Below are 14,947 nucleotides of genomic sequence, written 5' to 3' on the forward strand. Positions count from 1 at the left end.
CCCGGTGACCGGCGCGGACGTGCTGCTGCTCGCCCTCGGCGCGGTGGCGGTCGGCGCGGGCGTGCTGGTGGTCACCACGAAGCACCTGGTCCGGGCCGGGCTCTACCTGGTGGTGTGCCTGGGCGCGCTGGCCGGTGACTTCCTCGTGCTCAGCGCCGAGCTGGTGGCCTGGGTGCAGGTCCTGATCTACGTGGGCGCGGTGGTGGTCCTGCTGCTGTTCGCGGTGATGCTGACCCGGGCGCCGATCGGCGCGTCCGACGACCTGGATCGGCCCGGCTGGCCGGCCGCCCTGATCGGTGGCGGCGCCGGGCTGGGGCTGACCGTCCTGCTCGTCGACGCGTACCGCTGGAGCACCGTCGCGCTGCCCGCCGCGGGCACCGCCGAGCGGCTGGGTGAGCAGATCTTCCAGTCCTGGGTGCTGCCGTTCGAGGTGCTCTCGGTGCTGCTGCTGTCCGCCCTGGTGGGCGCGATCGTGCTGTCCCGGCCGGACATCGGCCGAGCTGACCCGCAACGCGACGGCCGGACAGCCGACCTCATCGACAGCTTGCCCGGGGGGCGCCGGTGAGGCCGGTCATCCCGTACGTCACCGCCGCGTTGCTGTTCGGCCTCGGCGTCTACGGAGTCCTGCGCCGGCGCAACGCGGTGCTGGTGCTGATGTCTGTCGAGTTGATGCTCAACGCGGTCAACCTGATCCTGGTCACCGCGGACACCACCGCCCGCGCCGTGCTGCCGCACTCCGGGCAGGTCTTCGCGCTGTTCGTGATCGTCCTCGCCGCCGCCGAGATCGGGGTGGGGCTGGCGATCGTCCTCCAGCTCTACCGGCTGCGGGCCACCGTCGCCGTGGATGACGTGCCGCTGACCGAGCCGGCGCAGACCGTCGGTGGGCGCGAGCCGGCCGTCCTGGACACGGAGGGGGGCCGGTGACCGGGCTGCTCGGGGCGCTGCTGCCCGCCGTACCGCTGGTCGCCGGCCTGGCCGGTCTGCTGTTGCCGCCGGCCCCGCGCCACAACGACACGACAGGCGGCGGCCGGGCCCGACAGGCGGCCGTGGCGCTCGGCGTCACCGGGGCGGCCGGCGCGTTGGCGCTGGCCGTCGCGCTGCTGCTCACCGTCGACGGGCCGACGGAGACGTCGACCACCTGGGTCGACGTCGGCGGGCTGACGGTGACGCTCGGCGTACGGCTGGATGGCGCCGCCGCGCTTGTCGCGGTGGCGGTCACCGTGGTCGCCCTGGCCGTGCAGGTCTACTCGATCGGCTACCTGAGGCGCGGCCCGCACGACGACGTCGACGTCGATCACCGCTACCCGCCGTACGCCGCGCAGATCAGCATCTTCACCGGCGCCATGCTGCTGGTGGTGGTCGCCGGTGACCTGATCATGCTGTTGGTCGGCTGGGAGGTGATGGGCCTCTGCTCGTACCTGCTCATCGCCCACGACCGCCGACTGGCCGGCGCCCCCGCCGCCGCCATGAAGGCGTTCCTGGTGACCCGGGTCGGTGACGTCGGGTTCCTGCTCGGCATCGCGTTGCTGGGTGTGTCGACGGGCAGTTTCCGGATCGCCGACGTGCTCGCCCACGACCACTCCAGCGCGACGTTGACCGCCGCGGGCCTGCTGCTGCTCGCCGGGGTGGCCGGCAAGAGCGCACAGTTCCCGCTGCACACCTGGCTGCCGGACGCGATGGCCGGCCCGACGCCGATCTCCGCGCTGATCCACGCCGCGACGATGGTCGCCGCCGGGGTGTACGCCGTGACCCGGCTCTACCCGCTGTTCACGGCCGCGCCGGTGACGCTGACGGTGCTGGGGGTGCTCGGCGCGATCACCCTGCTGCTCGGCGCGCTCGCCGCCACCGCTCAGGACGACATCAAGCGGGTGCTGGCCTGGTCGACGGTGTCCCAACTGGGCTACCTGACCGGCGCGCTGGCGGTCGGCTCGCCGGCGGCGGCGCTGTTCCACCTGCTCACCCACGCCGCGTTCAAGGCGTTGCTGTTCCTCGCCGCGGGCGCGGTGATCCACGCCGTGGGCACCACCCTGATGTCGGAGATGGGCGGGCTGCGGCGCAGCATGCCGGTCACGTTCTGGTGCACCATGGTGGGCCTGGGCGCGCTGGCGGGGGTGCCGCCGCTGGCCGGCTTCTGGAGCAAGGACGGCGTCCTCACGGTGGCCGAGTCGGCCGCGCTGGAGGGCACCGGCCCGGCACCGTCGTGGGTGGGCTGGATCGTCTGGATCGCCGGGCTGGTCGGCGTCGCCGTCACCGCCTGGTACGCGGGCCGGCTGCTGCTGCGCGCCTTCTTCGGCGCGCCACGCCTGCCGCTGGTCCGGCCGCACGACCCACCCGCGTTGCTGCGCTGGCCGGTGCTGCTGCTGGCCGTGCCGGCCGCGCTGCTCGGTCTGGTGGGGTTCGTCGGGGCGTTCACCGATCGGCTCCGGTTCCCGACCGTCCCGGTGGCGGGCTCCGAGGACGGCCTGGTCCACGTGGGGCCGGAGGCACTGCTTCCGCTCGCGTTCCTGCTGGTCGGGGCGGCGCTGGTCACCCTGGGGTGGCGTCGGAACCCGGCCGCCGACCCGGCGGCCGCGCTGGGTCCGCTGCGGCCGGTCTTCGCCCGCGCGTTCCGGCTCGACGACGTCCAGCACACCCTCGTCGTACGCCCGGTCCGCGCACTGGCCCGCGTCGCCCGCGCCGGTGACGAGGTGGTGGTGGACGGTGCCGTCGAGGGCAGCGGGCGAGCCGCGACCGGTGTGGGCGCGGGGCTGGCCGCGCTGCACCGGGCGGCGCTGCCCCGGGCCGCCGCCGGCGTGCTGGCCGGCGCGCTGCTGATCGGGCTGGCCGCCACCCTGATCGGAGTTGTCCAGTGAGCGCGAGGAGTGAGCCGGGTTTGCGAGCCCCGCAGTCGCGATCGAAGGCGGTCCAGTGAGCTTTGGGCAGGTGTTGCTGGTTGCCGTGCTGGCGGTGCCGGCGCTGGGCGCGGTCGCGGTGGCGGCGACGCCCCGGGACCGGGCGGCCCGGCTGGTCGGGACTGTCGCGGCGGCGTTGACCCTGCTGGCGGCGGTGCCGCTGGTGTTCGGCCGTCGGGACTGGCTGGTTTGGTCGGGCGACGAGCCGGCGGTGCTCCCGTGGCATCACCTGGACCTGCCCTGGGTGCCCGGTCTGGAGTTGCGCTTCCACCTCGGCGTCGACGGCATCTCCTGGCCGCTCGTGGTGTTGACCGCGCTGCTCACGCTGCTCTGCTGCGCGTACACGATGTGGCGGGTGCCGGACGGCGGCAGCGGCCGGGCGCTCGTCGCGCTGCTGTTGGTGGTCGAGGTGGGCATCCTGGGCACCTTCCTCGCCCTGGACCTGGTGCTGTTCTTCCTCTTCTTCGAGGTCGTCCTGCTGCCGATGTACGCGATCATCGCCGGCTGGGGCGGCGCGGACCGGCGTCGGGCGGCCCGGAAGTTCGCGCTCTACACGCTCTTCGGCTCGGTGTTGCTGCTGGTCGGCGTGTACGTCGTGGTCGCGGCCACCGGCACCGCCGACGTGCTGGCGTTGACCGGCGGGGCGGGGATGTCCAGGGGCACCCAGTTGGCCGCGTTCACCCTGTTCGCGGTGGCGTTCGCGGTGAAGAGTCCGCTGTGGCCGCTGCACTCCTGGCTGCCCGACGCGCACACCCAGGCCCCCACGGTGGGCAGTGTCGTGTTGGCCGGGGTGCTGCTGAAGATGGGCACCTACGGTCTGATCCGAGTGGCGGTGGGGGTGGCGCCGGAGGGCGCGCGCTGGGCGGCGCCGGTGCTCGGCGTGTTGGCCGTCGCCGCGATCCTGGTCGGTTCGCTCGTCTGTCTGGCCCAGACCGACGTGAAACGGCTGATCGCGTACTCCAGCGTGGGGCACATGGGCTTCGTGCTGCTGGGCGTCGCCACGCTGACCACCGTCGGCATCCAGGCGGCGTTGATCGGCAACGTCGCGCACGGGGTGATCACCGGACTGCTGTTCTTCCTGGCCGGTGCGGTGAAGGACCGTACCGGCACGGGCACCCTCGCCGAGCTGTCCGGGCTGCGGGAGACCGCCCCCCGGCTGGCCGGTCTGCTGGCGTTCGCGGCGATCGCGTCGCTGGGCCTGCCCGGGCTGGCCGGCTTCTGGGGCGAGGCGTTCGCGGTGATCGCCGCCGTCCAGGTGGGCGGCCCGCTCTGGACCACCCTCGGGGTGCTGGCGGCGGTCGGTGCGGCACTCACCGCCGCGTACTTCCTGCGCCTCTTGCGCCAGGTCACCCACAATCGGCCGAGTGTCGCCGTCGGTCGGGTCGGCCCCGGCCTGGCCGGTGCGGAGCTGACCGCGTGGGTGCCGCTGGTGCTGCTCGCGTTGGCGATCGGCCTGGCCCCGACGCTGGTCCTCGGCGTCGCCGAGGCTCCCGTCGACGCCCTGATCGAGGTGGTCAAACCATGACCGGCGTGCAGAGCGTGGACAGCGTCGCGCTGTTGCCGGCCTACCTGGCCGCCGGCACCGCCGTACTCGTGCTCGTCACCGACCTGCTCCTGGCCCGGCCTCGGGCCACCATCGCGGTGGCGGCGCTCGGCGCGCTCGGCACCGCCGTCGGCGCCGCACTGGTCGGCGCGGGCGGGGAGCGACGGACGTTCTGTGTCGGCGCCGACTGCTCCTGGATCTTCGGCGGGCGGGCCGCGCTGGTCGGCGTGGTGGTGGCGCTGCTCACCCTGGGTGTGCTGGGACTGTCCGTGCCGGCGCTGCGGGCCGGGCGGTCGCCGGTGGGGGAGTACTGCTTCCTGCTGGCCTGCTCGATGACCGGTGGCGTGGTGCTCGGCGCGGCGGGCGACCTGATCACGTTGATCGTGGCCCTGGAGACGCTGACCCTGCCGCTGTACGTGCTTGTCGGCCTACGTCGGGGCAGCCTCGCCAGCGCCGAGGCGGCACTGACCTTCTTCGTGGTCAGCGTGGTCGCGACCACCATCACGCTGCTCGGTGCGGCGCTGCTGTACGCAGTGACCGGCGGGCTGCACCTGGATCGGCTCGGCGCGCTGCTCGCCGAGCGGTCGGAGCTGCGGGACCTGCCGCTGACCACCGCGGCGGTGGCGTTGCTGCTCGTCGGGTTGGCGTTCAAGGTGGCGGCGGTGCCGTTCCACGCCTGGGCGCCGGCCACCTACGACGGGGCGCCGCTGCCGGTGGCCGCGTACCTGTCCACGGCGTCGAAGCTGGGTGGCCTCGTCGCGCTGCTCGCCGTGGTGCAGCGGGCACTCCCACCGGAGCAGACCGGCCCGGTGCTCGCCCTGCTCGCGGTGCTCACCATGACCGTCGGCAACCTGGTCGCGCTGCGCCAGCGGCGTACCGTCCGGCTGCTCGCCTGGTCATCCGTCGCGCAGGCCGGCTACATCCTCGCCCCGCTGGGGGCGTTGGCGCTGGCCGCCGGCCGCACCGACGAGGCACGGTCCGCCGCGTACGCCGCCGCGGTGGCGTACGCCGTCTTCTTCGTGGTGTTGGAGCTGGCCGCGTTCGCCGGGGTGACCGCGTTGCGGCCGGCCGGTGCGGATGGCGGCACGCTTGACGACCTGCGCGGAGCGGCCCGCCGGCACCCGTGGCGGGCTGCGGCGCTCGGTCTCGCGCTGGTGGGCCTGGCCGGCCTGCCGCCGGGGCTGGCCGGCCTGTTCGCGAAGGTGACAGTGGTGCGGGCGCTGCTCGACGGTGGGGCGGCCTGGCTGGCGCTGGTGGTGGCGCTGAACGCGGTGATCGGGCTGGCGTACTACCTGCGGGTGACCGCCGCCCTCTGGACGCCCACGCTCCGCTCCGCCCCGAATGGCGGCGGCACTGCCGCCGTACCCCTGGTGGGTGTGGTGGCCGTGGTGCTGGCGGTGACGACGGTGGCCGCCGTGGTGCTGGGCTTCGCCCCGCAGTTGGTGCTCGACGTCGCGCGCCGCTGACCTGCGAAGGTCGGTCTCAGTGAACTCTCAGCGTTGAGACGGATGGTTGGCGGGTACCGGGTTGTTGCACCGGTCAGCGGATCCCGGCGATCCGTGCACCGAAGGAGAGATCGTGCACCACAACCGTCTGAAGACCGCCGCACTGCTCGGCCTGCTCTCCGCGCTGATCCTCGCGGTGGGCTACGGGTTCGGTGGCAGTGGCGGCCTGGTCATCGCCGTCCTCATCTCACTTGTCATGAACGGCGTCACCTACTTCTACTCCGACAAGCTCGCACTGCGCTCGATGGGCGCGCAACCGGTCACCGAGGCACAGTTCCCCGAGTTGTACCGGATGGTGCGGGAGTTGGCGACCGACGCCCGGCAGCCGATGCCGCGCCTGTACGTCAGTCCGACCGCGCAGCCCAACGCGTTCGCCACGGGTCGTAACCCGCAGCACGCGGCCGTCTGCGTGACCCAGGGCATCACCGAGATCCTCGACTACCGCGAGCTGCGTGGTGTGATCGGGCACGAACTGTCCCACGTCTACAACCGGGACATCCTGATCTCCAGCGTTGCGGCCGGTCTGGCCAGCATCATCACCCTGCTGGCGAACCTCGCCTTCTTCATCCCGCTGGGCGGCGGGGACGACGAGGACCGTCCGAACCCGGCCGTGCTGCTACTCACCCTGATCCTCGGCCCGATCGCGGCGACCGTGATCCAGTTGGCGATCAGCCGGAGTCGCGAGTTCCAGGCGGACGCCTCGGGCGCCGAGTTGAGCCGTGACCCGCTGGCCCTGGCCAGCGCGCTCCGCAAGATCGACGCGGTGGCCCGACGTCGGCCGCTGCCGGCCCAGGGCCAGCTCACCAGTACCGCGCACCTGATGATCGCCAACCCGTTCCGGGGTGGCGGCATGGCCGCGCTCTTCTCCACCCACCCGAAGATGGAGGACCGCGTCGCACGGCTGGAGCAGATGGCCGCCAACGCGGGGCCGGTGCAGTTCCAACGCTGACCCGCTGATTCACCGCCTCCGCCCGTACCCGCCAACAGCGGATACGGGCGGAGTGCTGTATTTCGGTTGTCTGCCGGCACGGCGGTCGCGTTAGGGTCGTAACGGCTCACGCTCATTACATCTCTGGAGGTTTCCGGTGGCCGCGCTGCGTCAGTACCTGGGTGTCTGGCGGATCCCCGGCGCCCCGATGCTGCTGATCCTCGGCATCGTCGGGCGGCTCGGGATCGGCATGACCCCGCTGGCGCTGCTGCTGGTGGTCGAACAGGTGACCGGGCGATACGCGCTGGCTGCCATCGCCGGCGGGATCTACGCAGTCGCCGGCGCCGCCCTCAGCCCGGTGGCCGGGCGGATCGCCGACCGGGTCGGCCCCAGCCCCGTCCTGCTGGTCACCGCCGTGGCTCATCCGCTGGCGCTCATCGGGCTGCTGCTGGCCAGCCGCTCGGGCGACGACGCGCTCCCCGCCATCTACCTCGCCGCAGGCGTGGCCGGCGCCACCTACCCGCCGCTCACCGCCGCCATCCGTGGCGCCTGGAACGACCTCACCGGCCCCGGATCCGGCCGCTACCCCCTGCGCAACACCGCGCTCGCCGCCGAGACCTCACTGTTCGAAATCGTCTTCGTGCTCGGCCCGCTGCTCGTCGCCGGCTTCGTGCTCGTCGCCGACGCGGCGGCCGCGCTGATCGGAGCGGCAGTGGTCACCCTGGTCGGCACCACCGCCGTGGCCCTCGGCCGGGTGATGCGCGGTTGGCGTCCGCACCCGCGCGAACACCACGCCCGAGGGCTCGGCCCGCTGCGGGTCGCCGGCTTCCCCGCCCTGCTGGTCTGCGTGGCCGGCCTGGGCATCGCCTTCGGCGCCGCCGGGGTGATCGTCCCGGCGTACGCGAGCGGCCACACCACCGGCGACCCGGAGAGCCTGGCCGGGCTTCTCCTGGCCGTGTGGGGAATCGGCAGCGCCATCGGCGGATTCTGGTTCGGCGTCCGCAAGCCGGCGAAGAACATGACCCGGCAGTTCGCCCTGCTGCTCGCCGCGCTGGCCGCCACCTTCGCCGTGTTCGCGGTCATGCCCACCCCGCTGGCGCTGGGCGTCGCCCTGATCGTCGGCGGAGCGACAATCGCACCCGCGCTGACCCTGGAGAACACCCTGGTCGGCCGGATCGCCCCGGCCGGCATGCTGAACGAGGCGTACACCTGGGTGGTCACCGTCGCGGTCGCGGCGAGCGCGGCCGGCGGCTCGGTGGCCGGCCTGATCGTGGATCACGCCGGTGGCGTCCGGTGGGCGTTCCTGTTCGCCGGGGCGGCCGTCGCCGTCGGGGCCGCGGTCGCCGCCCTGCCCGCCGGACCCATCGCCCGCGCCGAAACCACAGCGGTACGCGCCGAAGACCTCGTCCCGGTCTGACGGCTCGACGTTCGGTAGTCAGGCTCCGGTGGCCCTCCGGCGGTGTTTCCGCGCGTAGATCAGGGCAGCCAGACCAAGAACTGCCAGAGCGCCGGCAACCCATGATGCGGTCTGAAACCTCTGCTCGAACGCGAGGGCTTCCGCGTTCTCCTGCTGGATGACCTCGGGCGTCGGGTCCTGATCAGGCAGGGTGATCCCGTAATTCCAGAACGTAAGGCAGGGAAGCAGACACGAAGCCAGTAACAGGAGGACTCCGACGACCGCCAGCAAACGCGCACGGGACACCTCGAGAGGCTCTCACAGCCCTGATCGTCACGCCGTTCCGGCGGCCTCGGAAACCGCATCGGTCGACACCCCGCTTGGGTCGGAGCCGGCGGGTCGACGAGGACCAGGTCCAGGCCGTCGCAGGTCGATCGTGCGTGACCAACGACGACCACGTGTGACGACGTCTGCCCAGGTGGCAAGGCGTGGTCGGCCCCAATGACCAGGCCGGCCGAGCCTTCCTTACCGGTAGTTGTCGAACTGGAGGGCGACGCCGAAATCCTCGCCCTTGAGCAGCGCGATGACGGCCTGGAGGTCGTCCCTCTTCTTGCCGGTGACGCGCAGCTGGTCGCCCTGGATCTGCGCCTGCACGCCCTTGGGGCCCTCGTCGCGAATCTTCTTGCTGATGGCCTTGGCCTTGTCCTGCTCGATACCCTCGACAACCTTGCAGTCGATCTTGAAAATCTTGCCGGACTGGCGCGGCTCGCCGGCGTCCAGCGCCTTCAGCGAGATGTTCCGCTTGATGAGCTTCTCCTTGAACACATCGAGTACGGCACGAACACGCTCCTCGGTCTCCGCCTGAAGGCCGATCGCCTCCTTGCCGGACCAGGAGATCTCCGCCCCGGTGCCGCGGAAGTCGAACCGAGTCGTGAGCTCCTTCGCCGCCTGCCGGACGGCGTTGTCGACCTCCTGGTGGTCAACCTTGCTCACAATGTCAAACGACGGGTTCGCTGCCATGTTTCTGCTCCTGCTGTCCGGCGGTCTGGGCCTGCAGTCGGCCACCGACCAGCGGCACGACCCCCTGACCGTACCCGGTTGCGTCGGCACCGGGGGGAGCCGCTATCCTTGCTTCCGCCGCCGCGTTACGACGCGGTGGGGTGCCCTGGCGGGTTGCCCGAGCGGCCAATGGGAGCGGACTGTAAATCCGTCGCGAAAGCTTCAGAGGTTCGAATCCTCTACCCGCCACCAGGGAGCGGCAAGGCCCCTGACCTGCGAAAACGCAAGTCAGGGGCCTTTGCTGTCTCCTGCTGTTGTTGACTCGCCCGCCTGCCTATCTGACTGACGCTGCGGTGTCGGGCCAGAATGTCCGAGTGATCGTCACAGGGGCGTTGCCCTACGCGACGCCGTCGGCGCTGGGCCTGGTCGCAGTCCGCCTGGCGGTTCCCAAGTGACGGAGTTGGTGGCGCAGGGCAGACGCTCGGTGCAGCGTGAGGTGATTCCCCCGGTTCTGGCTGGGATCGCAATGGGGATGGTGGCCTTCATCGCCGACCTCGTGCCGGAAACCGTGGGTAGGTTTCTCGTGCCAGCCTTCAGCTCGGGATTCGCCTGGGGCATCGTGGCCCTCGTCGTGAGCTACTACGCCCCGACCTTGAGGTCCGCCCTCGTCGCTGGGGTGGGCACCCTCGCCCTGGCAACCCTGACCTACTACGGCCTCATCGCCTCACTGGGCCGGCAGTGGCTCAGCGGTTCAGCGCCACCACCGGACGGGCTCGGCTCCGTCGTGCGCGCGTCGGCCTTCTGGGTGGCTGGTTCGTTGTTTGGCGGATTGGTGCTTGGCTACCTCGCCCACGTCTTCAGGGCGGGCACCACCCGCAACGCCGGCATCGCTCTCGGCGTAGCGCTCGGGCTGCTTGCCGGGGAAGCGGCCTACACCGTCCTGCGCATCGCGTTCGTCTGGGTCGGTCCCATGGATTCTTTCGTCTGGACGAGGCTGGGGACGGCAGCGGTGCAACTTCTTCTTGCGGCTGTAGCCGCGCTCGTTGCGATACGGCTCCGCCGGCCACCGGTCTCACGGCGGGTCTTCTTGATGGCCGTCGCGGTGTCGACGGTGGCGAGCATCGCGAATTGGCATCTCATCGAGTCGGTTCGGATGACGCTGTAGCCGCGAGCGGCGTCCTGAGAGCAACGTGTTATCCGCGGGCAGATGGTGGGCGGCTCTCCCTCGGCGCAGCTCGCCCGTCCGGCTTTCGTACCGCCTGCCGCGATCGCGCCTTGCGGACTGCGTCTGTCTCGAAACTGGTCGTCGGGGCGTCGGCCGATCGGGCCAGGCCTGGCCGCTGCGGCGTCCTCAGCGACCCGTTTCTACCTCGTCAGTAGCATCGCCTGATGCCGACTGAGATCGTCTTCGAGACTCATTCCTGGAGCGAGGACAACGACCGAGGTCTTGCTACCGGGTGGCTGCCGGGCCGGTTGTCGTCCCGGGGAAGGGCGCTGGCAGCCGACCTCGGCCAGCGTAGGAGAGGCGACGGCATCGAGGCGGTATTCACCTCGGACCTGCGTAGGGCTGTGGAGACGGCCGAGATAGCCCTCGCGGGAACCACCATCCCCCTGCTGCACGATTGGCGCCTGCGGGAGTGTGACTACGGGGAACTTAACGGTCTCCCGGCCGCCGACCTGCATGCGCGGCGCAGCCGGTATCTCGACCATCCCTACCCAGGCGGTGAGAGCTGGCGACAGGCCGTGCACCGGGTCGGTCGGTTTCTCGACGATCTGTCGCTGCGATGGGCGGGCCGGCGAGTTTTGGTGATCGGGCACGTTGCCACTCGGTGGGGCCTCGACCATTGGATCAATGGGGTCCGGCTGGAGGACCTGGTCGACGCTGACTTCGCCTGGCGTGAGGGCTGGGAGTACCGGATGGAAGAACATCAGGGTCCGCGAGACAGGCGTTAGCGGCCGAGGGCGCCCGGCCTCCAAGGCCAAGACCAAAAAAACCCCAACCTCTGGTACGCACACAGCCGCGCGTACGTCGGGATGAAGTGGCCCTGGGCGGCGGCACAGACGCGCTGCGCCGTTGGCTAGGACGGGTGACACGCCGGCCGGGTCCCTGGCGCATTCCACGAGCGGTGATGCTCCGTGTGCCGAGCGATGAGTTCCACCTTGACCGATACGTTGATGATCTGCTTATGTTGATGACATGACTAAGCCGTCCGCGCCGATGCGTGAACCCACATATTTCATCCTCGCCGCGTTGCAGGACGAGCCGCTACACGGCTACGCCATCGTCAAGCGCGCACTGGAGTTGTCCGACGGGCGAGTGCGGTTGACGACCGGGACGCTGTACGCCGCGCTGGACCGGCTCACCGGTGAGGAGATGGTGCGGGTGGCCGAGGAGACGGTGGTCAACGGTCGTGCCCGTCGCACGTATGAGCTGACCGAGCGCGGGTTGTCCGCACTGCACGAGGAGGCTGCGCGGCTGATCGCGGCGGCTCGGGTCGTTCGAGACCGTTCCGTACGGTCGACGGTCGCGACGGTCCGGACGGCGCCGGCATGACCGGCCTGGAGCGCCGCTACCGGTGGCTGCTGCGCGCGTACCCTCGGGCCTACCGGCAGTACCGCGCCGACGAGATGCTGGAAACGCTGCTGGTCGCGGGCGAGACGGACCGGAGGCACCCGAGGCTCCGGGAGTCCCTCGCACTCGTGCTGGGTGGTCTGCGGGTCCGCTCCGGTGTGGACCGGCTCGGCTCCCGGGAGACCCTGCGACACTCGGCGCTGCGATTGACCGCGCTGTCCCTGCTCGTGTGCGGCGTTGCGCTCGCGGCTCTGCCTCTTCTCTGGCGCTTGTGGATGCTGGTGCAGGGTGGTTCCGCCAGCAACGAGCATGAGGGGAGCCTGGTCACGCCCTCATTGTTGCTTCTCGCCCTGGCCGCAGCGGCCTGGGCTCGTTACGGTCTCGCGCTCGCCATGACGATCGGCGCCTTCGGCGCGGAGATCTGGTACGCCGTGGCGAATGAGCCGTGGTATCTGCAGCCATGGGCGGGACTCGACACGCTGCTGGGGGTCCGAACGGGCCTCTACCTGCCCATGCAGCCCTCGATGTGGGCATGCGCGCTGGCCGTACTGACGATGGTGCCGCTGCTTCGGGCGCGCCAGTCACGGGCGGCGCGGCCATGGATCTGGCTTGTCGTCGTGGCAATGACCATCACTGTCGTGACGCCCAATCCGCTCAATGGCTGGGTCGACCAGTTGACCCTGCCGGTCATCGTGGCCGCGGGGCTGGTGGCGGCTCTGGTGGGCGCGGCGCTCGATGTGCGGATATCGATCGCTGCCAGCGCAGTCCTCCTGGCGCTACTCCTGCCCATGGTGGCCGACAAGCAAAACCATTGGGTGCTTTACGGTCTGGAGGAGTTCGGACCGCGAGACTTCCTTCTCGGAGCCGTGCTCGGAGTCTTGGCAATCAACATCGCGGTCAGCCGATTGGCCGCCCGCCGGCAAGTCGCCCTGTGAGCAGCGTGGCATCCGATCGCGGAACGCAGGAGGGGCGGGCCGACGGGAGAGTGAGCCATAAGCTGGCGCGATGGTGGCGGAGCGTGGAGTGATCGACCTGGACGACCGCGATCGCCAGCCGGCGGCGTACGACCCGGACCGCCTCATGCCCAGGTCGAAGGTGGTTGTCTGGCTGGCCGCTGTCTTCCTGGTCGGCGCTCTGCTTGGTGGTGTCGGTGTGAACGAGCTGCGAGCCTCGCAGGCAGAGCGGGAACGTGCCGCTTCGGTCTCACTCGTGGCCCTCCCTGCGTCTGCCGGAGGCGGAGGCTTGGACGTCGAGGGCGTCCTGCGGTTGGAGGGGCAGCTCGCGGTGATCAACACTGGTCCGGCGCCGATCACGGTCGTTGCGGTCACCGGGCAACGACCCGGCGCTGAGGTGCATGGCACCGGCGGGTCTGTGGTGTTACGTCCCGGTGGCACCGGCTGGGTCGAGGTCAAGCTCCGCTTCGAATGCGCGACCGCGTTCGGCAGCGAGCCGTTGTCGGTGCGATTGTCGGTCGAGGCCGCCGACCGGCAGGCGAGAGAGGTCACCTATTCCGTCGCTCTGGCCGGAAGCGTCTGGCACCTCAATGCGGAACGGCCGTGCGAGTACCTCGCGCGCGAGGGTTCAGCGCGCCAGCAGGAGGACAGCCCCGGCAGCTAGGCCACGGGAGTCCGTCCGACGGCGCCTGAATTGTCGTTTCGGTCCGCTCGCGGTTGGCCCGCTGCGAGACTGGCTGCTGCCCGCTCCGCCGGAGCGCCGGCACCGGTCGTCCCAACCCGGCAGGTGGAGAGCATGTCCGACAACGAGATCCGTCCCTTCCGGCTCGACACGCCGGAGGAAGCAATCGCGGACCTGCGCCGCCGGATCGCGGCCACCCGCTGGCCGACCCGGGAGTTGGCCACCGATCGCTCCCAGGGCGTGCAGTTGGCGACGGTCCAGGAATTGGCCCGCTACTGGACGACGGAGTACGACTGGCGCGCGTTCGAGACGAAGCTGAACGCCTTACCGCAGTACACCACCCACATCGACGGCGTTGAGATCCACTTCATTCACGTGCGGTCGCAGCACGAGGATGCTCTACCGATGATCATTACGCACGGCTGGCCGGGCTCGGTCGTGGAGCTGCTCGGGGTCATCGGTCCGCTCACCGATCCGACCGCACACGGCGGTCAGGCCGAGGACGCCTTCCACCTCGTCCTGCCGTCGCTGCCGGGTTACGGCTTCTCGGGCGAGCCAGCCGAGCTGGGCTGGGAGAACGGGCGCATCGCGCGGGCGTGGGCGGAGCTGATGAACCGCCTCGGTTACGCGCGCTACGTCGCGCAGGGTGGCGATGTGGGTGCCGCCGTCACGGACGCCATGGGCCGCCAGGCGCCTGCGGGGCTGCTCGGCATCCACGTCAACCTGCTGGCCGGTGCCATTGGCATCAAGGACCAACTGCCGGCGGAGTCCGCGCAGGAACGTGCCGCGCACGACGCGCTCAACCTGTTCACGATGGATGGATTCGGTTACTTCCTGGAGCAGACCACCCGGCCGCAGACGATCGGCTACTCCCTGCTGGACTCACCCATCGGGCTGGCGGCCTGGATGTTCGACCACGACACCGACAGCTACTACAAGATCTCCCGAGCGCTCGTCGATGGCGAACCCGTAGGCGGTCTTACCCGGGACACGATCGTCGACAACGTCACGCTGTACTGGCTGACCGGCACCGGTGCCTCGTCCGCGCGGTGGTACTGGGAGTTCGGACGGTTCTTGGCGGCGACCGCCGCGGCCGGCCAGGCTCCGCCGCCGGTCACGGTTCCGGTCGGCTTCACCACCTTCCCCGGCGAGATCTGGCCTGCCCCGCGCAGCTGGGCGGAGACGGTCTACCCCGGCCTCGCGTACTTCAACGAGGCCGATCGTGGCGGCCACTTCGCCGCGTGGGAGGAGCCGGAGACGTTTGCCGTGGAGCTGCGGTCGGCGTTCCGGCCGCTGCGCGAGTCCTGAGCCCCAACCGGCACGCTCATTAGATAGATGACAGTGACCTGTTGCCGCGACGTAGCGACGAGTAGTGTGCGTACGGATGGAGGGGCGACAGTTCAATTCAACTGTTACGTCTAGTAGGTGCGCTTTCTCTACTAGGTCGTTTCTTGGGCATTCCCACCTGGGTTGATCAG

Annotated in this window: 14 protein-coding genes and 1 tRNA gene; 14 read left to right on the forward strand and 1 reads right to left on the reverse strand. The window is 70.6% G+C overall.

What is annotated here, in order from left to right:
• Nucleotides 1-4: 4 nt before the first annotated feature.
• The 7 genes from AB0C01_RS10410 (at nt 5) to AB0C01_RS10440 (ending at nt 8,284) form a co-directional block, all read left to right on the forward strand.
• Nucleotides 5-565: an NADH-quinone oxidoreductase subunit J gene (locus AB0C01_RS10410; protein WP_357253631.1), complete on the forward strand. Its 561-nt coding sequence runs from the start codon at nt 5-7 to the stop codon at nt 563-565.
• The gene (gene nuoK, locus AB0C01_RS10415; RefSeq protein WP_357253629.1) at nt 562-924 is read left to right on the forward strand and encodes an NADH-quinone oxidoreductase subunit NuoK; all 363 of its coding nucleotides are present in this window, start codon (nt 562-564) and stop codon (nt 922-924) included. Before AB0C01_RS10410 ends, nuoK begins: the two co-directional genes overlap by 4 nt.
• A complete protein-coding gene (locus AB0C01_RS10420) occupies nt 921-2,852 on the forward strand; it encodes an NADH-quinone oxidoreductase subunit L (protein WP_357570895.1) in 1,932 nt (643 codons plus the stop codon). The genes nuoK and AB0C01_RS10420 overlap by 4 nt, the downstream gene beginning before the upstream one ends.
• A gap of 55 nt (nt 2,853-2,907) precedes the next feature.
• Entirely contained in the window at nt 2,908-4,416 is a 1,509-nt protein-coding gene (locus tag AB0C01_RS10425) for an NADH-quinone oxidoreductase subunit M (RefSeq protein ID WP_357570896.1), read from the forward strand.
• Nucleotides 4,413-5,900: an NADH-quinone oxidoreductase subunit N gene (locus AB0C01_RS10430; RefSeq protein ID WP_357570897.1), complete on the forward strand. Its 1,488-nt coding sequence runs from the start codon at nt 4,413-4,415 to the stop codon at nt 5,898-5,900. The genes AB0C01_RS10425 and AB0C01_RS10430 overlap by 4 nt, the downstream gene beginning before the upstream one ends.
• Nucleotides 5,901-6,012: 112 nt before the next feature.
• Nucleotides 6,013-6,888 (forward strand): zinc metalloprotease HtpX, encoded by an 876-nt coding sequence (htpX, locus tag AB0C01_RS10435; RefSeq protein WP_357253621.1) that lies wholly within the window; start codon nt 6,013-6,015, stop codon nt 6,886-6,888.
• Between the two features lie 136 nt (nt 6,889-7,024).
• The gene (locus AB0C01_RS10440; RefSeq protein WP_357253619.1) at nt 7,025-8,284 is read left to right on the forward strand and encodes an MFS transporter; all 1,260 of its coding nucleotides are present in this window, start codon (nt 7,025-7,027) and stop codon (nt 8,282-8,284) included.
• Nucleotides 8,285-8,788: 504 nt separating this feature from the next.
• Here AB0C01_RS10440 and AB0C01_RS10445 read toward each other — a convergent pair.
• Nucleotides 8,789-9,283: a YajQ family cyclic di-GMP-binding protein gene (locus tag AB0C01_RS10445; RefSeq protein WP_357570898.1), complete on the reverse strand. Its 495-nt coding sequence runs from the start codon at nt 9,281-9,283 to the stop codon at nt 8,789-8,791.
• A 147-nt stretch (nt 9,284-9,430) separates the two neighbouring features.
• Between AB0C01_RS10445 and AB0C01_RS10450 the strand changes: the two genes are divergently transcribed.
• The 7 genes from AB0C01_RS10450 (at nt 9,431) to AB0C01_RS10480 (ending at nt 14,777) form a co-directional block, all read left to right on the forward strand.
• Nucleotides 9,431-9,514, forward strand: a tRNA-Tyr gene (locus AB0C01_RS10450).
• A 199-nt stretch (nt 9,515-9,713) separates the two neighbouring features.
• Complete coding sequence (locus tag AB0C01_RS10455) at nt 9,714-10,427, forward strand: DUF6518 family protein (RefSeq protein ID WP_357570899.1); 714 nt, start codon at nt 9,714-9,716, stop codon at nt 10,425-10,427.
• A gap of 224 nt (nt 10,428-10,651) precedes the next feature.
• Nucleotides 10,652-11,215 (forward strand): histidine phosphatase family protein, encoded by a 564-nt coding sequence (locus AB0C01_RS10460; protein WP_357570900.1) that lies wholly within the window; start codon nt 10,652-10,654, stop codon nt 11,213-11,215.
• Nucleotides 11,216-11,459: 244 nt separating this feature from the next.
• Complete coding sequence (locus AB0C01_RS10465; RefSeq protein WP_357570901.1) at nt 11,460-11,816, forward strand: PadR family transcriptional regulator; 357 nt, start codon at nt 11,460-11,462, stop codon at nt 11,814-11,816.
• On the forward strand, nt 11,813-12,769 hold the full coding sequence (locus AB0C01_RS10470) for a hypothetical protein (protein WP_357570902.1): 957 nt from the start codon (nt 11,813-11,815) through the stop codon (nt 12,767-12,769). The genes AB0C01_RS10465 and AB0C01_RS10470 overlap by 4 nt, the downstream gene beginning before the upstream one ends.
• Nucleotides 12,770-12,857: 88 nt before the next feature.
• Nucleotides 12,858-13,451 carry a hypothetical protein gene (locus tag AB0C01_RS10475; RefSeq protein ID WP_357253606.1) on the forward strand — a complete coding sequence of 198 codons (594 nt, stop codon included), beginning with the start codon at nt 12,858-12,860 and terminating at the stop codon, nt 13,449-13,451.
• A gap of 132 nt (nt 13,452-13,583) precedes the next feature.
• Nucleotides 13,584-14,777: an epoxide hydrolase gene (locus tag AB0C01_RS10480; protein WP_357570903.1), complete on the forward strand. Its 1,194-nt coding sequence runs from the start codon at nt 13,584-13,586 to the stop codon at nt 14,775-14,777.
• Nucleotides 14,778-14,947 lie beyond the last annotated feature (170 nt).

This window comes from Micromonospora sp. NPDC048905, assembly GCF_040649655.1.
Classification (GTDB): domain Bacteria; phylum Actinomycetota; class Actinomycetes; order Mycobacteriales; family Micromonosporaceae; genus Micromonospora.